This is a genomic window from Paenibacillus sp. EB106-06-01-XG199, assembly GCF_058791575.1.
In genome coordinates this window covers 931752-952747 of sequence record NZ_JBYTDQ010000002.1, presented here as the reverse complement: position 1 = coordinate 952747, position 20996 = coordinate 931752, and the positions used below count along the sequence as shown (strand labels likewise).

Genomic DNA, 20996 nt, shown 5'->3' with positions numbered 1-20996 from the left:
AGAATACATATGCCTAACCAAGAAGAATACAGCGAACAGCTTTATACAGAGGATGAGCTGCTGCTTGAAGTGAAGAAAGCAATCGCCCGGAACAACATGCCAGAGGTGTCCATCGCTCCGGGCTATGGACGGCTGCTCACCATGCTGGTGGGCCTGTCCCGTTCAAGGAACATTCTGGAGATCGGCGCGCTTGGCGGGTACAGCGGCATCTGCCTGTGCCGCGGACTAGCGGACGGCGGAAGTCTGACATCGCTTGAGCTGAAGGCCGAATATGCCGGACTGGCCGAGCGCCACCTGCAGCAGGCCGGATTCGGCGATACAGTGGAATATAAAATCGGCCCTGCGCTGGACAGCCTGAAGCTGCTCGAAGCGGAGGGCCGGTCTTTTGATTTCTTTTTCATTGATGCCGACAAGGAGAATTACCCGAATTATCTAGAATATGCGATCAGGCTGGCTTCCCCGGGTGCGGTCATCGCCGGGGATAATATCTTCCTGCGCGGCCGCACCTTGAACACGGACAAGAACGGACCCGCCGTGCAGGCGATGCGCCGTTTCAATGAAATGATAGCATCTGATCCACGCCTGAATAGTACACTGCTCCCCGCTTATGACGGACTGGCTTTGGCGGTAGTAAAGTAACACCGGATTTGCGCTTAGGGTACCTGACGGGATTGTTTCCTGCGTTAGCGGAATAGCCGCGGCTCCGTATTCTTATACAGCTTGAGCCGTACCCAGACGGTATTGATCAGCAGGAAGCAGCCGGAGATGATGAACAGGCCCTCAATGCCGATATAGCCCGACAGGAATCCGCCGATCACCGCTCCCAGCATATTGCCAAGGGCCAAAGTGCTGCTGTTGAAGCCGAAAGCCCGGCTCTCCTTACCGTCAGGCGTATAGGAACGGATAAGTGCATTGACGCTCGGGAGCAGCCCCCCCATGAAGACGCCCATCAGGAAACGGACAATAATCAGCTGCCAGACGCTGGTTACAAAAGCCTGCGGGATCAGGAACAGCGAAGCTCCGATCAGCGCAAAGGTTAAGATCCGGTGGGCGCCGATTTTGTCGCTCAGCTTGCCCAGTACCGGGGAGGCCAGCATATTGGAGATTCCGGTAACCGCGCTGACCATTCCTGCCCAGAAGGCGATGTTCACAGCGGAGCCGTGCAGCTTCTCGACATAGAGAGGCAGCAGCGACATCGGGCTGATCATTGCAAACTGCAGCAGAAAGGTTACGCCGAACAAGGCCGGAAGCTGCGGAACCTTGGCCAGCTCCTTGAAGCCTTCCATTACGGAAACCTGCGGAACCTGCGCGGCCTCGACCCGGTCAAATTTCTCTTTGACCAGGAACAAGGCCAGCAGCGAGGCGACGAACAGCAGCGCCCCGACGACATAGAAGATCGGGCGGAACCCGATCCAGTCAGCCAGCGCCCCGCCGATCAGCGGTCCCAGAATAGTACCGGCAACCGACCCGGACTGCATCAGCCCCATGGCGAAGCCCATCCGGGGTTTAGGTGTCGTTCCCGAGACGAGCGCGATGGAGGCCGGGTTGAAGCCGGAGATGGTTCCGTTCAGCAAACGGAGCAGCAGCAGCTGCATTGGAGACTGCGCAAATCCCATCAGCACAATGACGATCGCCATGCCGAAGCTGGAGCGCAGCAGCATAATTTTGCGGCCGTATTTGTCGGCCAGCTTGCCCCACAACGGCTGGAACAGAAATGAGGTCAGAAAGTTCGCGGCGAAAATAAGACCGGCCCACATTCCGATTGCATGATCACCCTGGACTCCCAGATCTTTGGCAAGATAAAGGGACAGGAACGGGGTAATCATGGTCATCCCGGCATTTACCAGGAATTGGCCAAACCAAAGCACCATGAGGTTGACTTTCCATGTCTCCCAATTCTTCAAAGTGCTTTCACTTCCTTTCAGAGGATTCAAAGAGAAAATATTCACGAAAAATTGACATTCTATCAGTATATCATAGTTTTTTGGCTGGACGGTGCAACACTTGTCATAGTAATGTCATGGGATTGTCATTCCATGAAGGGTGGAGTGGTTGTTACCTACTTTTAAAAAGGGCATAATAAGTTATATGTGTTTACAAATAACCTATCAAATCTAATGGAGATCTTATCATGACCTACAATGACACTTTTATCCGTGCCTGTAAGAAGCAAGAGACTGACCATGTTCCTGTATGGTACATGCGCCAGGCCGGACGTTATGATCCAGAATACCGTAAAATCAAGGAGAAATACTCGCTGCTGGAAATCTGCAGCCAGCCTGAGCTTGCAGCGGAAGTAACTCTGATGCCTGTACGCAAGCTGGGTGTGGATGCGGCGATCCTCTATTCTGACATTATGAATCCGGTGGCGTCGCTTGGCGTGAAATTCGACATCGTCAAGAATATCGGCCCGGTAATCGAGAATCCGATTGCCTCCGCAGCCGATGTGGACAGATTGAAGCCGATTGATGTAGAAGGGGATCTCAGCCACATCCTCAAGACCATTGCCATACTGGACAAGGAGCTGGAGGTGCCGCTGATTACCTTTGCAGGCGCGCCGTTTACCATTGCAAGCTATCTGATCGAAGGCAGGCCTTCCAAGAGCTATCACCGCACGAAAGAGATGATGTTCAGCCAGCCCCGGGTCTGGGAGAAGCTGATGGAGAAGCTGGGAGATATGGTGATCGCCTATTTGCGTGCCCATGTCCGCAGCGGCGGCAAAGCGTTCCAGCTGTTCGACAGCTGGGTAGGTGCTCTGGCTCCCCGTGATTTTGAACAATATGTCCTGCCAACTATTACGCGTATTTTTGCCGAACTTTCGGATCTCGATGTACCTAAGATCTATTTTCCCGGCGTAAGCTCCGGCGAACTGCTGCCAAGCCTAACGAATCTTAAGGCTGATGTCATCGGAGTCGACTGGCGTGTGAGCCTGAGTGAAGGCAGACGAAGAACAGGCGGAAGATTTGCCATCCAGGGTAATCTGGACCCTTATCTGCTTACAGCACCGATGGAGGTACTGAAGGAGCGGGCCAAGGAACTGATTGATGAAGGCATAAGGGAGCCGGGGTATATTTTCAACCTGGGTCACGGCTTATTTCCTGAGGCTTCTCTGGACACGCTAAGAGAGTTGACTGAGTATGTGCACGAGTACTCGGAGCAGGCGCTGAAAGAAGCTGCACAGCCAAGAGCTTAGGTTGAACAGCAGATTGCAGAGTATGGACATTATTCGTAAAAGGGGATGGAATCTGTGACAGCAAAAATCGGAGTTCTCGTGATGTCATACGGCACGCCTGAAAGTCTGGAGGGCGTAGAGGCTTATTACACCCACATCCGGCGCGGCAATCCACCTTCAGCCGAGCAGCTGAAAGAACTAAAGGACCGTTATGAAGCCATTGTCGGCGGGGTCTTCCCGCTTAGAGAGAACACAGACCGGCAGGTGGAGGCATTGCAGGAGGCGCTCAACAGCGGCCACAGCGGCGAGGATGTTCAATATGTGTGCTATCAGGGGCTTAAGCATGCGCATCCGTTTATCGAAGACGGTGTTGAAGCTATGGCGCGGGATGGCATCACCCAGGCGGTCGGGATTGTACTTGCCCCCCATTATTCGGTAATGAGTGTAGGAACCTACATTAAACGTGCCAAGGAAAAGGCTGAAGCCAGCGGAGTCAATATGGAATTTGTGGAGAGCTATCATCTGCATCCCGAGCTGATTGATGTGCTCACCCGCAGAGTGTCTGCCAAGCTTGACCTCTTTGAAGAGACCGGTGCCGCCCGGGATGAGGTTCGGGTATTGTTCAGCGCCCATAGCTTGCCTGAACGGATTCTGGCCATGGGCGACCCGTACCGGGATCAGCTGCTGGAAACGTCAAAAGCCATCGCCGAGCAGGCTGGTGTAACCTCCTGGCAGTTTACCTGGCAGAGTGCGGGCAGAACGGCTGAGCCTTGGCTGGGCCCGGACATTCTGGATACGCTGCACGAGCTTGGCGAAGCTCAGGTGAAATACGTGCTGTCGGCCCCGATCGGTTTTGTTTCCGACCATTTGGAAGTGCTGTATGACCTAGACATTGAGGCGCAGGCACTGGCTTCGGAACTGGATCTGCGGCTGATGCGCACCGATTCGCTGAACAGTGACCCGGCCTATATGTCGGTCCTCAGCGATGTGGTGCGCACCAAAGCCAGTCAACTGAAGGTGAACCAGTCATGACGGGTTCACCCCGTAAGGTAGTCATCATAGGCGGAGGCCTCAGCGGCCTCAGCGCCGCTTTTTACGTTCGCAAATACTACCGGGAAGCCGGAATACAGCCGGATATTGTGCTGATCGAGAAGGAGAAGGTGCTGGGAGGTAAGATCGAAACCTTGCAACGTGACGGCTTCGTCGTTGAGAAAGGGCCGGATTCTTTTCTGGCCCGCAAAACGGCCATGAGCGATCTGGCCAAGGAACTGAAGCTTGATCATGAGCTGGTCACCACCAATCCGAATGCCAAAAAGACGTACATACTGCAGCGCGGCAAACTACACCCTATGCCGGCGGGGCTCGTTCTCGGCATTCCTACAGAGCTGAAGCCATTCCTGAAGAGCGGGCTTGTGTCGTTCAGCGGCAAAATGCGGGCGATGCTGGACTTCGTTCTTCCGCCGCGCCGGAGCAGCGAAGATGAATCGCTCGGCCAGCTGATTGAGCGCCGTCTTGGCACTGAGGTGCTGGAGAATATGACCGAACCTCTGCTTGCCGGTATATATGCCGGAGATATGCGCAAGATCAGCCTACAGGCGACCTTCCCCCAGTTCGGTGAGGTGGAACGCCAATACGGCAGTCTCATCCGTGGAATGACTACGGGACGCAAGCCTGTTGAGACGCATACCGGTACCAAAAAAAGCGCCTTCCTGACCTTTCGCAAAGGACTGCAAAGTATGGTTGATGCCCTGATTCATGAACTGCATGATGTGGAGCAGCGCACCGGAACGGGCGCCGCCCGTATTACCGTCCGCAAAGATAGCGGCCGCTCTGCTGCAACCGAATCCGGTCCGCGCTACACGGTAGAGCTGGATAACGGCGAAACGCTGCTGGCTGACGATATATACGTCACAGTGCAGAATTTTGCTGCCGCTGGGCTGCTCCGCCCCCATGTGGATGTGTCTGCATTGGATGACGTCAACTATGTGTCGGTAGCCAATGTGGTAATGGCCTTTGCCAAGAAGGATATTGTTACGGAATATGACGGCTCGGGGTTCCTTGTTCCCCGTAAGGAAGGGCGCAATATTACCGCCTGCACCTGGACTTCTACCAAATGGCTGCATACAAGCCCTGAGGACAAGGTATTGCTGCGCTGTTATGTCGGACGTTCAGGCGATGAACAGAATGTTGAGCTGCCGGATGAGGCGCTTGCTGAGCTGGTACGCAAGGATCTGCGGGAAATTATGGGAGTGGGTGCACAGCCGCTCTTCACGGAGATTACCCGGCTGAAGCATTCCATGCCGCAGTATCCGGTCGGCCATCCCGGCCGTATCGCAGGGCTGCGGAGTGAGCTATCGCAGAAGCTCCCGGGCGTCTACGCTTTTGGCGCCGGTTATGATGGCATCGGAATGCCTGATTGCATCAAACAGGCCAAGGAGACGGCTGAAGCCGCAGCCGGAAGCTTGAACAAGCAGCCCGCACCTGTGGGTGCATCCATAGGTTAGAACCAGACGGTGAAGCGGAGGTGGTGGCGCTTCACCGTTTTTTTATTATGGAATTCCCGCCCGGCTATTTTGGAGGGAGCAGCATGAGTTATGCTATAATAGAACCAATTTAAAGGCAAAGGGGATTGTTTGTACCCATGTATCCGCCGAGATCACGCACACGACAGAACAATAAGCGCAGCACTAAACGCCGACGCAGAAGGGTTTGGGCGTGGACCAACGTAAGTATGCTTTTGTTGATGACCGCTATGCTAACCTATTATTTTATTGGAGATCACGACAAAGAGAATGCTGCCCCGCCACCGCCGTCAGAGATGGTAGTTTCGCCCTCACCGGATGCCGTGACACCTGAGCCTGAAGCTACGGCCACCGTAACTCCTGAGGTCACAGCTAGTGCTGAACCTACTCCAGACCCCTCTACTGAGGCTTCACCGGCACAGGAGAATATAGCAGAGGCAACGCCGTCCCCCGAGGCTAGTAGAGCTCCAGAGACTGCAACAGGTTCCGGAGACGATGGAGATGGCGGAGATGGAGGTCAGAATACCGTCGATGCGGTTTCCGGATTGCCGGAGAATGCCGGGGACACAGTCACGCTGAATTTTGCCGGGGACGTCATTTTTGCCGGCAAGGTCGGGGAACTGCTCCAGAAGAAAGGGTATGATTATTCCTATTCTGCCCTGAATGGAATGTTTAAGAAGGATGATCTCACCGTAGTGAATCTGGAAACACCGATTACTACGGGTGGTGTGAGCGCCGAGAACAAGCAGTTTGTGTTCAAGGGAGCACCAGAGGCCTTGGATGCGTTGAAGTCAGCCGGTGTGGATGCGGTAAATCTTGCCAATAACCATACGCTGGATCAAGGGGAGCAGGGGCTGCTCGATACTCTGAGCAACCTCAGCAAGCGGGGGATTCCTTATGTAGGAGCAGGAGCCGACAGCAAGGAAGCTTATACGACTCAGTATTTTGAGCGCCAGGGAATCCGGATAGCCTTGCTTGGCTTCACGCGTGTTATTCCTCATACGGACTGGATCGCCGGAGCGAAGAAGCCCGGTGTTGCTTCTGTCTATGACAGCAGAGAAGGACTGAAAGCCATCGCCGCTGCCAAGAAGAAGGCTGACTTGGTCGTTGTAGTTGTCCACTGGGGGAAGGAACGGGTTGAACAATATGATGTGACCCAGCAGGAGCTGGGTCGCAGCTTTATTGATGCCGGAGCAGACCTGGTGATGGGTGGCCACCCGCATGTGCTGCAGGGGATAGAGCCGTACAAGGGCAAATGGATCGCTTACAGCACAGGCAATTTTATTTTTACACGGTCCAAGGTTCCTGCTACTTGGGAGACCGCTGTTTTTCAGGCACAATGCACGGTCAAAGGCGAGTGTTCGCTGAAACTAAGCCCGATGGACGCCGGATTAGGCCAGCCGGTGCCTATGAATGATTTGAATGGACAGCTTTTGCTGAATAAGGTTCAATCCTTATCTTCAGGACTCGTAACCATCAGAAACGACGGAACCGTCTTACAAGCCGGCAAATAGGGCTAAACCAATAAGATAGTCGTAAGCAGCTCGCACCGGTACCCTGCAGAACTCACGGGGGGAATCCGGAGACAGACCATACTTCTGCTGGAGGTACTTATGATGAAAAACATGTGTGTAGCCCACCGTGGATTCTCCGGGAAAGCACCGGAGAATACGCTCGCAGCCGTTCGCATGGCGCTTGCTCTGCCTTATGTACGCTGGATGGAAATTGATGTTCAGCTCACCAGAGACGGGGTGCCAGTCGTCATTCATGATTTTACGCTGGACCGGACGACGAACGGGCACGGCAAGATTAAGAACATGGATTATGAGCATCTCCGGCGCCTGGATGCGGGAAGCTGGAAAGGACGTGCCTTCCGGGGGGAGCGGGTACCTTCGCTGGAAGAGGTGCTTGAGCTTGCTTCCGGCCGGCTGCGCCTGAATATTGAACTGAAGACCAGCGGTGATATGTATCCGGGTCTGGAGAAGGCAGTCATCGACCTTGTCTCTTCCAAAGGGATGCGGGATGATGTTGTGCTGACCTCATTTGATGCCGGGGCATTGCAGCGGATCAAGGAGCTGGATCCTCGGTTTCGCACCGGTCTGATTTATGATTCCAGAACCGGTGATCCGGCCCGTAAGCTGAAGGAGCTGGATTGCTCCTTTCTGTCCATCAGCTTTGCAAGGCTGAATCCGGGGCTGGCGAAGCTGCTTGCCGAACGCGGCGTCAAAACGATGGCCTGGACGGTGAACAAGGCGAAGGAGATGCGCCGTCTGGCTGAGATGCATTCCGATATTATGATCTGTACGAACCGTCCGGATATCTGGGGCGAAACTTTTCTGAAAGCTTAAGGACATTGCCAATGGACGGGAAAAGGAGCTGATTATAATGTGTGCAGATGTTAATAACATATACTGTGTTGGACGCAATTATAAATTACATGCCGAGGAGCTGGGAAACCAGGTTCCGGTAGAGCCGCTGATCTTCCTGAAGCCCTCCCATGCGGCGGTATCTCTCGATAAGGCCATTATTCATCTCCCGCAGGATGCCGGACTTATTCACTATGAAGGTGAACTGGTACTGCGCATCGCGCGTGATTATGTACCGGGCATGAGCGTGGAGGAACTGGTGGATGTCATGGCGCTTGGCCTGGATTTCACCCTGCGTGACGTGCATAATGATCTGCAGAAGAAAGGCTTGCCATGGACGGCTGCCAAAGGCTTCAAGAACGCTGCTCCGCTCACCCCTTATATTGCTTTTCCAGAGCAGGAGGAGCTGGAAGCAACAGATTTCACTGTGCTGAAGAATGGGGTGGAAGTGCAGCGCGGGAATGTGCAGAACATGATTTTCTCGCTGCAAAAGATTGTTGAATTCATTGCCGCCCGCTACGGGCTTGGCAAAGATGATGTGATATTCACGGGTACCCCTGCCGGGGTAGGTCCGGTTGTTTCAGGCGATTCCTTTGAGCTGTACTGGGGCGAGAAGCTTATGGGCACCTGCCTGATCGGTTAATCTTAATCAGTCTTCGTCTTCCGGAGATTCGTCTGCGGAAGATGCTTATTCTTGCAGAAGCGGAGTTGAATCTATGTTATGGGTGATCGGTGCCTGCGGCGCTTTGCTGGTCGCCGGAGCGGCTTATGCCAAACAGTCGCTGAGCTTGTCCGGCATGCTGGCGGCGGTTGTTATGGGGACCATTTATTTTGGTGCCGGAAATGCCTTCTGGTTCGGTATCCTGCTGCTGTTCTTCATCTCTTCCAGTATGTTATCTAAACTTCACCATGAGAATAAGGCCGAACTGGAGCTGACGTATGACAAGACAGGACGAAGGGATGCCGGGCAAGTGTTTGCCAACGGCGGAATGGGCATGCTGCTCGTCCTGCTGAATGCCATTTATCCCCTGGAAATTTGGGGATTTCTCTTTATCGGCGTAATGGCAACCGTGACCTCGGATACATGGGCCACTGAAATTGGCACGCTATCCAAGAAATCTCCGCGGTCGGTCCTCACGGGCAAAGTCCTCCAGGCAGGAACCTCCGGCGGCGTTTCGCTGCCGGGCACTCTGGCCGCCGCCGCAGGCGGAGCCTTCATTGGAGTTGCCTCCTGGGCGCTCCGGGCGGTCTCCGGCATGCCGGACCATTCCTTCCTGCGGCTTGCGCTCGCCGGACTCGCGGGCGGTCTCGCCGGCGCTTTCGCCGACTCGATCCTGGGCGCTACGGTGCAGCGGATGAACCGCTGCACCAAGTGCGGCCGCGAGGTGGAAGCCTCGCAGCATTGCGGTCAGCCCACGGTGTATGCCCGGGGCTGGCGCTGGATGGACAACGACGCGGTCAATGCGCTGAGTTCGGTCATCGGCGGCGCTGCCGCGCTGCTGATCGGCTTTACAGCCAGTTAGAAAGTCAACAATACAGCAATGTGCTATATAGTCAGGAGGTGAACCGGATGAGCAGTGCAGCAAATCACAAGCATACTGCCATTCTGGATGCCGCTTATGAGCTTTTCGGTTCAGGAGGTTTCTACGAGACGAAAATGTCCGAAGTAGCGGAACATGCGGGAATCGCTAAGGGTACAGTCTATTTATATTTTAAAAGCAAGGAAGAGCTGTTTATGGCTGTCACCCGCCGCGACTGCGAGGGCTTCATGCAGCAGCTTGAGCACAAGCTGGAGGACTGTACAGCTCCGACAGAGAAGCTGGCGGTGATCGCCGAACATCATCTGATGTATTATTACGAGCGCAAGCAGCACACCAAGCTGTTCTTCCGGGCTCCCAACAACAACCCGGAGCTGGTGGCCTATATGGCGCTTTTTATGGAGGAATATATGCAGGCCGTGGTGAAGGTGCTCCTGGAAGGCGGGGCCTCCGAACCGGAGCTGATGGCTCAATCCTATATCGGGATGCTGGACAGGCTGAAGATGGATATTCTGTTTCAACCCTCCTTTACGGAAGAGGACGCGTATAAGCGGGCAAAATTTGCTGCGGCGCTGTTTATTCACGGGGCAATCGGCAGTCTGAATGCGGAGAACGGCTATTAAACGGCCAATAGGGTCAACTAAACGCAGCATAAATCGGTAATGAAAATATAAGGCAAGCGGGGACAGCGTATGAATATTATGACCGTGGAACATCTTTCCAAAAGTTATGGAGAGAAAATTTTGTTCCGTGATGCATCGTTTGGTATGGATGACCGGGATAAGATTGGTGTCATCGGTGTGAACGGAACAGGCAAATCGACCTTTTTAAAAATCATCGCCGGGCTGGATACCGCCGACGAGGGACAAATCGCAATCGGCAACGGTGTACGGGTGCAGTATTTGGCGCAGAATCCGCCCTATGAACCAGGCAATACCGTGCTGCAGCAGGTATTTGCAGGAGATGATCCTGAGCTTGCTACCATGCGTGAATATATGGAGATTATGGCCCTGCTGGAGAAGAATCCTGGCGACGCCGGACTGGAGGGCAGACTGGTGCGGATCGGGCAATCTATCGATGCCGCCGGAACCTGGCATCTGGAGAGTGAAGCCAAAACCGTGCTGACGAAGCTCGGCATCACCCGTTTTGACGCCTTGATGGAGACACTCTCGGGGGGACAACGCAAGCGTGTAGCACTCGCGGCCGCCCTGATTACACCTTCCGAGCTGCTGATTCTGGATGAGCCGACCAACCATATTGATACCGACTCCGTGGCATGGCTGGAGCAGTATCTGCAGAAGCGGCGCGGAGCGCTGCTGATGGTTACCCATGACCGTTATTTCCTGGAACGGGTAGCCAGTGTCATGCTGGAGCTGGACGGAGGGAGTCTGTACCGCTATGAAGCGAACTACTCGCGGTTCCTGGAGCTGAAAGCGGACCGTGAAGAGCGGGAAGCATCCGCCGAGCAGAAGCGCAAGAATCTGCTGCGAACAGAGCTGGCCTGGATTCGCCGTGGAGCCAAAGCACGGTCCACGAAGCAGAAAGCGCGAATCGACCGCTTTGAGAAGTTGAAGGAAAGCCAGGGCGGCGCTTCGGCTGGAGCAATGGATATTTCCGTGGCTTCGACCAGGCTGGGCCGCAAAATCATTGAAATGAAAGATCTTACCAAAGCACTGGACGGCCGGACACTGATTAAGGATCTGACCTATATCGCCGTACCACAGGACCGTGTAGGGATTGTCGGTCCAAACGGCAGTGGTAAGTCAACACTGCTTAACCTGATTGCCGGCATACTTCAGCCGGACAGCGGCGAGGTTCAACTGGGTGCAACGGTCAAACTGGGTTACTTTACACAAGAGCATCAAGATATGGATGACACCATGCGGGCAATCGAATATGTGAAGGAAGAGGCAGAGATCATCCGCACTGCTGACGGCAGCGTCATAACGGCCGGACAGATGCTGGAGCGTTTCCTGTTCCCTCCGGCGATGCAGTGGACGCCCATCTCCAAGCTGTCCGGCGGCGAGAAAAGACGCCTCTACCTGCTTCGTGTACTGATGGGGGCGCCCAACGTGCTGCTGCTGGATGAGCCGACCAATGACCTGGATATCGGGACGCTCGCCGTTCTGGAGGATTATCTGGATGAATTTCCCGGCGTAGTGTTCACTGTATCGCATGACCGTTATTTTCTGGACCGTACGGTGGATAAGCTGATCGCTTTTGAGAACGGGCAGATCCGGCTGCATGTCGGTGACTACAGTGAATATGAGGAGTGGCTGGCGAAGAACGTTACTGCCCGCAGTGATAATGCCAAAGACGAAGCAGCGGGTGCAGGCAAACGCAGCTCTGCCCCGGACCAGAGCCAGAATGCACAGACCTCCCCTCCAGCCCGGGAGAAGCTGAAATTTACGTTCAAGGAACAGCGCGAATATGAGGGGATCGACGAGCAAATTGAGCTGGCGGAGCAGCATCTGGTAGATATCACTGCGCAGATGGAGGCCGCTTTTGCCGACTCTGGCCGGCTGCAGGAGCTTGTGGACCAGCAGCGGCAAGGTGAAGCAGAGCTGGAACGCCTGATGGAGCGCTGGACGTATCTGAATGAGCTGGCAGAGCGAATCGCTGGCAAAGCTTAAGATTAGGGATCAGTTAAGAGAATAAGATGAACATGAACATGCACAGCAAGCCGGCTTCCGTTGCTAATGGAGGTCGGCTTGCTTTTTGATATGCGGTTATGAAAGTTTGTTGTTTCATTTTAGAGAGGATAAATTCTCTTAACCTATGTAGTCTATCACCCGCTCCAATTGCTGTTAGCGTAATACAGTAATAGGGAGGAGGAGATGTTATGCCAAGAATAACTCAGTCTGCCGGAGAATTGAAAAGGTTTATAGAGAATGCGGAGTCGGTCTGGGTTGAAGTGTTTTACTCGGCTGATACTAACAGAGTAATCATTGTGGACGGAAGGGAATATTTACGGCTGCCGCTGAGATTCAGTACAAGAGCCAAGGTGCTGGCTTATTTCAGAAGATATTGGGGTATTGTTTTGAGCAATAGAATGTTCTGTAATCTGCTTACTGTGACAAGAAATGGAAGATTGTACGTGATTGCAGGAGATACAGGCCCCCTGCCATACTATCCCCGGAGACTTCGGGTTACGAGTCGTACATCAACTAGACTTAGGGTTACGGCCAGCCTGTCCTTTGACGTAGATACAGATGAAGGAACTGAAATCATCCGTTACCTGATCGCCAGATCCGGGGAGCGGCTTACGATTCTGGACCGGAGTAATAAGGCCGGTGATCCAAGGTATCAGCCCTGCCGGTAAACTGGATTAAGATTATTTGCACAACAAGTGGAGACGGCTTCTCCGTCCTCAAAAGGACGGTATCCGTTTCAGCGAGAAATAGAAGGATAATTTATAGCGTGAAACATATAAATTCTTATCTTTTAAAAAAAGCAGGCTCAGTCCGATTCCGCTGACTGAGCCTGCCTTCATGTTTAACCCGCTAAACGGTCTATTTGCCCCCGGCCACGGCAATCATCTGCACCACCGGACGCGAATCGCCGGTTAATACAGCCTCATCGGCGTTCATCTGCGAGGAGCCGTCACCGTCCAGGAAGATGCCTTCTCTGCCTTCTCCGGGGACATGCTGCAGAACGGCTGTGCGCAACTCTTCCGCTGTACTGAGCGTTGGAGTGACGATCAGCCACAGCTTGCCCGCGCTATCGTAGACCAGGCCGGAGCGCATCCGCTGCTCATCAGCATTAGGAAGATGTTCTGCGGCAGCAGACAACGCCCACAGCTCTTCATGCTGCAGATTCATGCTGATTCCACCCTGAGCCCAATAGTTGGAGCGGTCACTGACCTCCAGTTCCCCGCCGGAGGAAACGACCTGCACTGACAGCTTGCTGCTTGCGCCATCCCAAACCATCGTTCCTCGGGCGTATTTGGCATTGAACCAGCCGGAGCCGTAGGCTCCCCGGGCTCCGCTCGACGGATTATCATTCATGATGGCTATCGACAGGAGATCGGTCCCATAAAAGAAGCCGCCGTTAATGCCATATGCGGCGATTTGCCGCAAGGGGGCACCGGCAGGACGCAGGACGATATCTTCCGGTTCCAGCGACATCATGTGCAGCTGAACCTTGCCCGAAGTTTCCGCCTCCAGATAGGAGTAGGCATGAGGGAGGCCGTCAAAGACCTCCGCAGGCTGTGTATCCGGTTTAGCCATTATAATGGCTATCACCGTAATCAAGATAAACATGAGCAGCACCGCAACGGCAATCAGCCAGTGTTTTCGCCGTAAAATCCGCTGCAGCTTGCTGCCGGTTTCAGTTTGTACCGACATAAGCGGCAAGCAGCTTAGCGGTATTGAGCACGGCCTGCTTGTGCGTGCGCTCCATGGAGTGTGACGCATGCACGCCCGGGCCGATCAGCGCGGCGCGGATATTGTTGCCGCCTCTTAATGCAGCGGAGGCATCGGAACCGTACTGCGGATAGATATCTACCGCGAACGGAATGGCCAGACTGTTCGCCAGATCGATCAGGCGGCCGGTCATAGCATAGTCGTAAGGGCCGGAGGAGTCCTTTGCACAGATGGACACATCGGTCTCCTTGCAACTCAGGTCATCACCCATCGCGCCCATATCGACAGCGATGAACTCGTTGATCTCTCCGGGGATCCAGGCAGTTCCGTGTCCAACCTCTTCATAATTAGAGATCAGCAGAGAGAGGTTGTGCAGCGGCTTCCAGCCTTCGCGTTTCATGCTTTCCAGCAGGCCTAGCAGAGCAGCCACACTAGCTTTGTCGTCCAGATGACGGGATTTGATATAACCGCTTGGCGTAATCACTGCGCGGGCATCAAAGGAGATAAAGTCTCCGACGCCAATGCCGAGCTTCAATACGTCATCCTTGGTGGAGACGAGTTCGTCGATGCGAATCTCCATATTCTCCTCAACGCGTTTGAAATCGCGCGCATCCGGATAGACATGGACCGAAGGATGGCTGGTCAGAATGGTGCCGGTGTAGGTAAGTCCGGTACGGGTATGTATGACGCAGTATTCATTCTCAATACTGCTCATGGTAAATCCGCCGACAGAAGTGAGACGAAGTGTTCCGTTCGGTTTAATGGACCGTACCATAGCGCCTAAGGTGTCCACATGGGCGCTGATACCGATGGTGCGCGAAGGATCAAGGCCGGGGACGGTCAGAATAACGCCGCCCTTTTCGTTCCAGCTTAAAGGCACGTTCAAGGCTGCTGCTTCTTCAGCCACAAGATTCATGACCTGGGCCGTGAATCCGCTGGGGCTTGGAGTATCCAGCAGTTTTTTGAGAATAGAGAGAATATAGTCTTCATTAGGCTGAATGGTAAGCAAGGTTAAGCCCTCCTGTTCATGATTAAGAAATAGAGACCCAGAGACCTAGTGTTGAGTAGTGTGTTCTGTGGAAAGGCTGTCATACTGTGTACCCAGATCGTCCAGTGAACTGCCTGCATCACGCAGTTTGTTCAGCTCTGCTGTCAGTCCTTTAATCTGCTTCTGCAGCTTATACTGGCGGAAAATGCCGTAAGAACCGACGACGACTCCACCGATCAGCGCACAGCCCAGAATGACGAGAATGAGCGGGATGCTGACAACATCAAAACCGAAATTAACCGGAACCGTATCGACGTTCATAACTGCGAACACAGCAGTAAGCAGAGCGAAGAAAAGACCGAGAATAAGCGACCATTGCAATTTCATATGATTTCCTCCTAGACGGTATGACAATATAAATCCCTCGCCCGCAAAGGGCAAGGGATTAATGTAATACTAAGCTTTCTGCCTTATTTGGTCAACTGTTCCATTTGCTCAATCACGCTTTCGAATACGCTCATAGCTTCGCGGATCGGTTCAGGAGAAGACATATCTACTCCGGCTTTGGACAGAATGTTGATCGAATAGTCACTGCCGCCGCTCTTCAGGAAGCCAAGGTAGCGGTCCACCGCCGGTTGGCCTTCTTCAAGAATCTGCTTCGCAAAGCTGGTTGCAGCCGAGAAGCCGGTAGCATATTTGTAGACGTAGAAGCTGTTGTAGAAATGCGGAATCCGTGCCCATTCCATTTCGATATCTTTGTCCACAACCATGTCTTTGCCATAGTATTTGACGTTAAGGTCATAGTACACAGCCGAAAGATCCTGCGGAGTAAGCGATTCGCCGTCTTCCGCGCGCTGGTGAATGATTTTCTCGAACTCGGCGAACATTGTTTGCCGGAATACTGTAGTCCGGAACTGGTCGGCGTAATAGGTAAGCAGGTACATTTTTTCCTTCGGATCGGTCGACTTGTTCAGCAGATAATCCATCAGCAGTGCTTCGTTAGTTGTGGAAGCCACTTCCGCAAGGAAAATGGTGTACTGTGCATCCCGGTATTTCAGCGCATTGTCCGAATAGTAGGAGTGAAGGGCGTGGCCCATTTCATGCGCCAGCGTGAACATGCTGTTCAGGTTGTCGTTATGGTTCAGCAGCACATAAGGATGGGTGCCATAGGAACCCCAGCTGTAGGCGCCGGTGCGTTTGTTCTCATTCTCGTAAACATCGATCCAGCCATTGTCATAACCTTCCTGCAGCACACTCAGGTAATCTTCGCCGAGAGGCTTCAGGCCTTCTTTGGTGATTTTCTTGGCTTCTTCAAAGGTTATATCCAGCTTATATTCGTCCACAAGCGGAGCGAACAGGTCATACATATGTAACTCGTCAACCCCGAGCAGCTTCTGGCGCAGCTTCATGTAACGGTGCATCAGCGGCAGGCTTTCGTGAATGGTGTCGATCAGGTTGGTATATACCTCTTTTGGAATGTTGTCACCGTACAGCGACATTTCCAGAACGGACGGGTACTTGCGCACACGTGAGTAAAATACATTCTTATTCACATTTGCGCTAAGGGTCGAGGCAATGGTGTTTTTTTGCTTGCCGTAAGTTTCGTAGACTGCCTTAAAAGCATTCCGCCGCACTTCGCGGTCAGGGCTCTCCAGGAACTGGATATAGCTGCCGTGTGTCAGCTCTACTTCCTTGCCTTCTTCATTCTTGACCTTGGGGAACTTCAGGTCCGCATTGTTCAGCATGCTGAAGATCGTCTGCGGTGCCTGGGAGATATTACCAACCTGGGCGAGCAGGGCTTCTTCCGCTTTGGACAGGACATGCGCCTTTTCACGCTTCATTTCCGTCAAGGTGAACGTGTAAGCCGATAAGGAAGGATCAGCAATGAACCGGTCCAAAGTCTCATCCGGCAGGGACAGAATCTCTGGTGTTACAAAAGAGAGAGCTTCTCCGGCTTCGACACTAAGCTTTTTCGCTTTTTGGGTAAGTGCCTGATAGGTTGGGGCAGCCGTATCTTCATCCTGACGCATATGTGCATATACATAGAGGCGTTCAGTCAGCAGCGACAGCTGGTCATCGAGCTCGAAGCAGGCCTTCAGCTTGTCGGAAGAATCAAGCTTTCCCTGAAAGCCAGCTGTTTTCTTGATCAGCTCTTTAACTTCAGCGTATTCTGCATCCCATTCCTTCTGTGAAGCAAACATATCTTCAAGCTTCCAGCGGTTCTCGGCGGGCACTTCACTTCTCTTTAATAATTGTTCCATAGAAATCCTCCTTGAATGATGGGATGTAGTAGGCATAATCTTCTGCGGCGCAGCTGAAGCGGAATAGTTGCCCGGCAGCAGGCTGAGCGCAAGCAGAAGCGGCAGGGATTTGGCGCGAAAGGACATACTGCAGCCTCCTAGATCTTAAAGTCAGCTTAGTATGCCCTTGCCAAATTCTGATTATTAACGCTTAAGCACATTTTACAGAAGTTATGCGAGAAAGCTATAAATAATGAAGACAAAAGCCAAGGCAATCAGGATTACGGCAGTCAGGGCCATGCCGCGCTTCATGCGCGGCGGCATCTTGTCTTTGCCCATAATCAGCACAGCTCCCAGGCATAGAACAACGACTACATATATTACGAGATTCTCGTTATCCATGTCCGGTTATACCTGCTTGAAGGCAGCGATGATATTCTTGTATTCTTCTTCATTATCTTTATAGGATTCTTTGTTGAACCGGTTGTTAACCCATTGCATCATGGCCGGACGGCTCATAAAGGTATGCGTTTCTTCTCCCCATTGATCAGAAATTTCACGGAGAATAATATAGCGTCCCTGAACCTCGACAGTCATCATGTTCCACTTGTCTGTTTTGTATATTTCATGTTTTTTGATCATTATCATTACCACCCTGGCGATTTTTGGCTTTTGGCTCAATGATAACGCACCGGGGAAGGGAAAAGCAAATGAAATCACTAATATAGGAAATTCATGGATTGCGTTGCAGAAATAGTTGGGTTATAATGTAAGCATACGCCATATATGGCGGTATTTTTAGGAGGTTGTTCATTTGAAAGGTACAGTAAAATGGTTTAACGCAGAAAAAGGTTATGGTTTCCTTCAAGTAGAAGGCGGCGAAGATGTATTCGTTCACTTCTCAGCAATTCAAGGCGACGGTTTCAAGACTTTGGACGAAGGTCAAGCAGTTGAATTCGATATCACTGACGGTAACCGTGGTCCTCAAGCAGCTAACGTAGTTAAATTATAAGAAACGGCCGGACAGTTTAGCTGTCAGCCGCAATATATATTTGATTTATGGCAAAGCACTTGCAAGAGTGGTAACCATCAACTTACAAGCCACACAGTTCTTTCGGGAACTGTGTTTTTTTATTTGTGTTTTTTATTATAGAGAAGAGACCTTACCGGCCATAGTCTGGGCAGTAAGGTCTCTTGTTTTATTGAGCAGGCGGGAAGGGCGAATCCGGCGGCTTGCTGGCGGCAGGTTTTATTTTACGGTTAAAATAACGTCCGGGGCCTCCTCCAACATCAACGAGATGCTTGCCGAGAAACCCAAGGAAGGCGAGCAGCGAAAAGCCCGTGGCCACCAGGTAAAAAACTTCGCGTCCGGCGTCCTGATAAATCAGGCCTCCGAATGTGCCGCTTAGCAGGCCGGAGGCACTGGACCACACCACTGTGAAGAGAGCGAGTCCTGTTGCACGCAGATGGTCGGGAATAATCCGTGTAATGTACCGGACGGCCGTCACATAAAAAATTCCGAACGAAATGCTGTGCATCGCCTGAATAGCGATAACGGCCCCGGGAACATCGGCCAGCGACATAAGCAGAAAGCGCAAGGCATACATAAGGCTGCCAATCGCGAGCAGCGGCAGCTCTTTGAATCTTTCTCCATATTTGCTGAGCAAAAAGAACACAGGGATTTCGCTTAGTGCCGAAGCGAGCAGTGCCCAGCCGATGACTTCATCACCGGCATTCATTCCTTTCAGGCTGAGGGTTAGAAAAGCTTCATTCATTCTGTGGCCGAGGGCGAGTACGAATACACAGCCGAAGAACCACAGCACTTCCTTTTGCAGTAAAATTTCTTTAAGTCCGCCGCTCTTGACAGGGGGCTCTCCAGAGCTGACACTGCTCCCGGTTGCTTCATCATTCCGCTTGGCATCCTTCAGCCCGAAGGTGATAAGGAGTGCGGCAGCAATGATAACAAGACAGACGGTAATGCTGTAGGAAGGACCTAAGGCCCGCAGAACGTAGCCGATGGTGAGCGCGAAGAAGGAATACCCGAGAGAGCCAAACACGCGTATGGCGATGAAGTTGCGTCCGTGGCGCTGCGCTATTTTAATGGCCATAGTGTCTGCAAGCGGAAAAACCGGGTAATAGAAGAAATAGAAAAGGGAAATAATAAGCATAACACTTGTAAAGCCGGTGGCTCTAGCCAGCATTAGTGCAGTTACCAATTGACCTGCAAGAAGGATAGCCATGATCTTTTTGATCGTGCCCAGCCGGTCGCTGACCATGCTCCAGAACAGATTGGAAAGAATGGAGATCAGCGGTCCGACAGAATATATCAGTCCGACCTGAGGGCTGCTGAAGCCCAGATGGGTATAGAATAGCGGGAAATAGGAAACTACCAGCACGCTTGTGCCGTAGAGTGTGAACATAAAGGATCGCAGCCAGTTCTGATCGCTGTACCGGCCGCCGGTCCGTCCTGAATACATGAAGTTGCACTCCTCCGGATATCAAATACGGATAGTATAGCATAAAGAAAAGTCGGCATGTTTGTTAAAATTGAGGTATTTCTGAATCTTTCAGCCTTTTGCGAAAGTGATTTTGTTGTTTGTACAAATACGTTGATGATATTATAATAATGATGATTTGGATAAGGAGACAACAATGTGGAGGCACTGTCATTGAGTGAATTTGAGCAAGGCCGTTACCTTAGCCCGCGGGGTCCTATTGGGCTTATGAACAGGGTCTACAAGTACGTGCTGCCGGAAGTGCGGGAAAGTCTGGCCTTCTGGCGCCAGGATGCGGAAGGGATTCCCGATCCCGAGCTCCGCAAGCAAGCGCTTGCCAGCATTGAGACGAAGCAGTTTCATTGTGAAGGCGGCGGAATTTATGCCGCCGGTAATTTGTCAATGAGACATATATTGATTCCGTTAATTGTCGCATATCAAACGATCAGTGATTATCTGGACAACTTATGTGATCGCAGTACTTCGCTGGATCCTGCCGATTTCAGGCTGCTGCATCAATCCATGCTGGACGCAATTACCCCCGGTGCAGAGCCTGTTAATTATTATGCGCTGCGCAGCGAGCAGAATGACGGCGGATATTTGTACAGGCTGGTCCGCAAGTGTCAGGAGATGACCGCGCTTTTGCCCGGGTATGCTTCGGCGGTCGCGGAGATTCATGATCTGGCTGTACTGTATACGGATTTGCAGGTTTATAAGCACATAAGCCCCGAACTCAGGGAAGATGCCCTGAAGGAGTGGTGGGCGCAAGAGGGAAAGCGTGCTCCGCATCTTCAATGGAACGAGTTTGCAGCAGCAACAGGTTCCACACTGGGGGTATTCATGCTTTTTCTGGCCTCTTGCGACCCCAAGCTGACTAAATCGGCATCGGTTTCGATTCGTGCTGCGTATTTTCCGCATCTTTGCGGATTGCACATTATGTTGGATTACCTGATCGATCAGGATGAAGACCGGGCCGGCGGTGATCTTAATTTCTGTAATTATTATGACAATTCAGATACTATGCTGAACCGGATTGCTTCCATCGTGGAGTGGGCCCGTAAGGATGTCCGTAATCTTCCCGAGACCTCCATGCACCGCATGGTGATCGAGGGGCTTCTGGCACTTTATTTATCCGATCCGAAAGTCAGCGAACAGCGGGAGGTTCGCACGGTATCGAAGCGTCTGATGAGAAAGAGCCCGCTGACCAGACTGTTCTTTTTTGTGAACAGCCGCTGGATCCGCAAACACATGTATTAGATGTCGTGGAGCGCATTTCCTGAGCAAGGGATGGGCACCGCACAATTTTAAGGA

Annotated in this window: 21 protein-coding genes; 13 read left to right on the top strand and 8 right to left on the bottom strand. The window is 52.5% G+C overall.

All coding sequences use genetic code 11. The features are described from left to right. The first annotated feature begins 9 nt into the window (after positions 1-9). Positions 10-639 (top strand): O-methyltransferase, encoded by a 630-nt coding sequence (locus AC3WT9_RS10315; protein WP_341091833.1) that lies wholly within the window; start codon positions 10-12, stop codon positions 637-639. Positions 640-683: 44 nt separating this feature from the next. On the opposite strand, the gene AC3WT9_RS10310 is transcribed toward AC3WT9_RS10315, so the two are convergent. Then, complete coding sequence (locus AC3WT9_RS10310; protein WP_038589591.1) at positions 684-1904, bottom strand: MFS transporter; 1221 nt, start codon at positions 1902-1904, stop codon at positions 684-686. Between the two features lie 227 nt (positions 1905-2131). On the opposite strand from AC3WT9_RS10310, the gene hemE reads away from it, so the two are divergent. The 10 genes from hemE (at position 2132) to AC3WT9_RS10260 (ending at position 12920) form a co-directional block, all read left to right on the top strand. Beyond that, positions 2132-3193: a uroporphyrinogen decarboxylase gene (hemE, locus tag AC3WT9_RS10305; RefSeq protein WP_341091836.1), complete on the top strand. Its 1062-nt coding sequence runs from the start codon at positions 2132-2134 to the stop codon at positions 3191-3193. A gap of 54 nt (positions 3194-3247) precedes the next feature. Further along, positions 3248-4204: a ferrochelatase gene (gene hemH / locus AC3WT9_RS10300; protein ID WP_341091837.1), complete on the top strand. Its 957-nt coding sequence runs from the start codon at positions 3248-3250 to the stop codon at positions 4202-4204. Continuing rightward, the gene (gene hemG, locus AC3WT9_RS10295) at positions 4201-5676 is read left to right on the top strand and encodes a protoporphyrinogen oxidase (protein ID WP_341091839.1); all 1476 of its coding nucleotides are present in this window, start codon (positions 4201-4203) and stop codon (positions 5674-5676) included. Before hemH ends, hemG begins: the two co-directional genes overlap by 4 nt. A 227-nt stretch (positions 5677-5903) precedes the next feature. Next, positions 5904-7208 carry a CapA family protein gene (locus tag AC3WT9_RS10290; RefSeq protein ID WP_492407563.1) on the top strand — a complete coding sequence of 435 codons (1305 nt, stop codon included), beginning with the start codon at positions 5904-5906 and terminating at the stop codon, positions 7206-7208. A 102-nt stretch (positions 7209-7310) separates the two neighbouring features. Further along, positions 7311-8042, top strand: coding sequence for a glycerophosphodiester phosphodiesterase (locus AC3WT9_RS10285; RefSeq protein WP_341097624.1), 732 nt, complete (start codon positions 7311-7313; stop codon positions 8040-8042). Positions 8043-8079: 37 nt separating this feature from the next. Next, the gene (locus AC3WT9_RS10280; RefSeq protein ID WP_341091843.1) at positions 8080-8703 is read left to right on the top strand and encodes a fumarylacetoacetate hydrolase family protein; all 624 of its coding nucleotides are present in this window, start codon (positions 8080-8082) and stop codon (positions 8701-8703) included. Between the two features lie 73 nt (positions 8704-8776). Then, a complete protein-coding gene (locus tag AC3WT9_RS10275) occupies positions 8777-9583 on the top strand; it encodes a DUF92 domain-containing protein (protein WP_341091845.1) in 807 nt (268 codons plus the stop codon). 47 nt (positions 9584-9630) lie between these two features. After that, complete coding sequence (locus AC3WT9_RS10270; RefSeq protein ID WP_076112296.1) at positions 9631-10221, top strand: TetR/AcrR family transcriptional regulator; 591 nt, start codon at positions 9631-9633, stop codon at positions 10219-10221. Between the two features lie 69 nt (positions 10222-10290). Further along, complete coding sequence (locus tag AC3WT9_RS10265) at positions 10291-12231, top strand: ABC-F family ATP-binding cassette domain-containing protein (protein ID WP_341091848.1); 1941 nt, start codon at positions 10291-10293, stop codon at positions 12229-12231. A gap of 209 nt (positions 12232-12440) precedes the next feature. Beyond that, the gene (locus AC3WT9_RS10260; protein ID WP_341378160.1) at positions 12441-12920 is read left to right on the top strand and encodes a DL-endopeptidase inhibitor IseA family protein; all 480 of its coding nucleotides are present in this window, start codon (positions 12441-12443) and stop codon (positions 12918-12920) included. Between the two features lie 190 nt (positions 12921-13110). On the opposite strand, the gene AC3WT9_RS10255 is transcribed toward AC3WT9_RS10260, so the two are convergent. The 6 genes from AC3WT9_RS10255 to AC3WT9_RS10230 form a co-directional block, all read right to left on the bottom strand. Next, positions 13111-13944: a hypothetical protein gene (locus AC3WT9_RS10255; protein ID WP_341378161.1), complete on the bottom strand. Its 834-nt coding sequence runs from the start codon at positions 13942-13944 to the stop codon at positions 13111-13113. Continuing rightward, entirely contained in the window at positions 13928-14971 is a 1044-nt protein-coding gene (locus AC3WT9_RS10250; protein ID WP_341091855.1) for a M42 family metallopeptidase, read from the bottom strand. Before AC3WT9_RS10250 ends, AC3WT9_RS10255 begins: the two co-directional genes overlap by 17 nt. Before the next feature lie 45 nt (positions 14972-15016). Then, entirely contained in the window at positions 15017-15337 is a 321-nt protein-coding gene (locus AC3WT9_RS10245; RefSeq protein WP_341091858.1) for a LapA family protein, read from the bottom strand. An 83-nt stretch (positions 15338-15420) separates the two neighbouring features. Next, the gene (pepF, locus tag AC3WT9_RS10240) at positions 15421-17211 is read right to left on the bottom strand and encodes an oligoendopeptidase F (protein WP_341380353.1); all 1791 of its coding nucleotides are present in this window, start codon (positions 17209-17211) and stop codon (positions 15421-15423) included. Positions 17212-17421: 210 nt separating this feature from the next. Next, entirely contained in the window at positions 17422-17592 is a 171-nt protein-coding gene (locus tag AC3WT9_RS10235) for a hypothetical protein (protein WP_341091859.1), read from the bottom strand. Between the two features lie 6 nt (positions 17593-17598). Next, positions 17599-17832, bottom strand: a complete 234-nt coding sequence (locus AC3WT9_RS10230) for a hypothetical protein (RefSeq protein ID WP_036702226.1) — start codon at positions 17830-17832, stop codon at positions 17599-17601. A gap of 172 nt (positions 17833-18004) precedes the next feature. Between AC3WT9_RS10230 and AC3WT9_RS10225 the strand changes: the two genes are divergently transcribed. Continuing rightward, positions 18005-18202: a cold shock domain-containing protein gene (locus AC3WT9_RS10225; protein ID WP_019911834.1), complete on the top strand. Its 198-nt coding sequence runs from the start codon at positions 18005-18007 to the stop codon at positions 18200-18202. A gap of 187 nt (positions 18203-18389) precedes the next feature. Here AC3WT9_RS10225 and AC3WT9_RS10220 read toward each other — a convergent pair whose 3' ends face one another. Then, entirely contained in the window at positions 18390-19667 is a 1278-nt protein-coding gene (locus AC3WT9_RS10220) for an MFS transporter (RefSeq protein WP_341378163.1), read from the bottom strand. A 192-nt stretch (positions 19668-19859) separates the two neighbouring features. Between AC3WT9_RS10220 and AC3WT9_RS10215 the strand changes: the two genes are divergently transcribed. Continuing rightward, positions 19860-20942, top strand: coding sequence for a tetraprenyl-beta-curcumene synthase family protein (locus AC3WT9_RS10215; protein ID WP_341091863.1), 1083 nt, complete (start codon positions 19860-19862; stop codon positions 20940-20942). Positions 20943-20996: the final 54 nt, after the last annotated feature.

Bases quoted from the DNA above. Each gene is read 5' to 3' on its own strand.
- AC3WT9_RS10315 (WP_341091833.1), top strand. From the start codon at position 10: ATGCCTAACCAAGAAGAATACAGCGAACAGCTTTATACAGAGGATGAG.
- hemE (WP_341091836.1), top strand. From the start codon at position 2,132: ATGACCTACAATGACACTTTTATCCGTGCCTGTAAGAAGCAAGAGACT.
- hemG (WP_341091839.1), top strand. From the start codon at position 4,201: ATGACGGGTTCACCCCGTAAGGTAGTCATCATAGGCGGAGGCCTCAGC.
- AC3WT9_RS10290 (WP_492407563.1), top strand. From the start codon at position 5,904: ATGCTTTTGTTGATGACCGCTATGCTAACCTATTATTTTATTGGAGAT.
- AC3WT9_RS10285 (WP_341097624.1), top strand. From the start codon at position 7,311: ATGAAAAACATGTGTGTAGCCCACCGTGGATTCTCCGGGAAAGCACCG.
- AC3WT9_RS10280 (WP_341091843.1), top strand. From the start codon at position 8,080: ATGTGTGCAGATGTTAATAACATATACTGTGTTGGACGCAATTATAAA.
- AC3WT9_RS10275 (WP_341091845.1), top strand. From the start codon at position 8,777: ATGTTATGGGTGATCGGTGCCTGCGGCGCTTTGCTGGTCGCCGGAGCG.
- AC3WT9_RS10270 (WP_076112296.1), top strand. From the start codon at position 9,631: ATGAGCAGTGCAGCAAATCACAAGCATACTGCCATTCTGGATGCCGCT.
- AC3WT9_RS10265 (WP_341091848.1), top strand. From the start codon at position 10,291: ATGAATATTATGACCGTGGAACATCTTTCCAAAAGTTATGGAGAGAAA.
- AC3WT9_RS10260 (WP_341378160.1), top strand. From the start codon at position 12,441: ATGCCAAGAATAACTCAGTCTGCCGGAGAATTGAAAAGGTTTATAGAG.
- AC3WT9_RS10255 (WP_341378161.1), bottom strand. From the start codon at position 13,944: ATGTCGGTACAAACTGAAACCGGCAGCAAGCTGCAGCGGATTTTACGG.
- AC3WT9_RS10245 (WP_341091858.1), bottom strand. From the start codon at position 15,337: ATGAAATTGCAATGGTCGCTTATTCTCGGTCTTTTCTTCGCTCTGCTT.
- pepF (WP_341380353.1), bottom strand. From the start codon at position 17,211: ATGGAACAATTATTAAAGAGAAGTGAAGTGCCCGCCGAGAACCGCTGG.
- AC3WT9_RS10235 (WP_341091859.1), bottom strand. From the start codon at position 17,592: ATGGATAACGAGAATCTCGTAATATATGTAGTCGTTGTTCTATGCCTG.
- AC3WT9_RS10230 (WP_036702226.1), bottom strand. From the start codon at position 17,832: ATGATCAAAAAACATGAAATATACAAAACAGACAAGTGGAACATGATG.
- AC3WT9_RS10220 (WP_341378163.1), bottom strand. From the start codon at position 19,667: ATGTATTCAGGACGGACCGGCGGCCGGTACAGCGATCAGAACTGGCTG.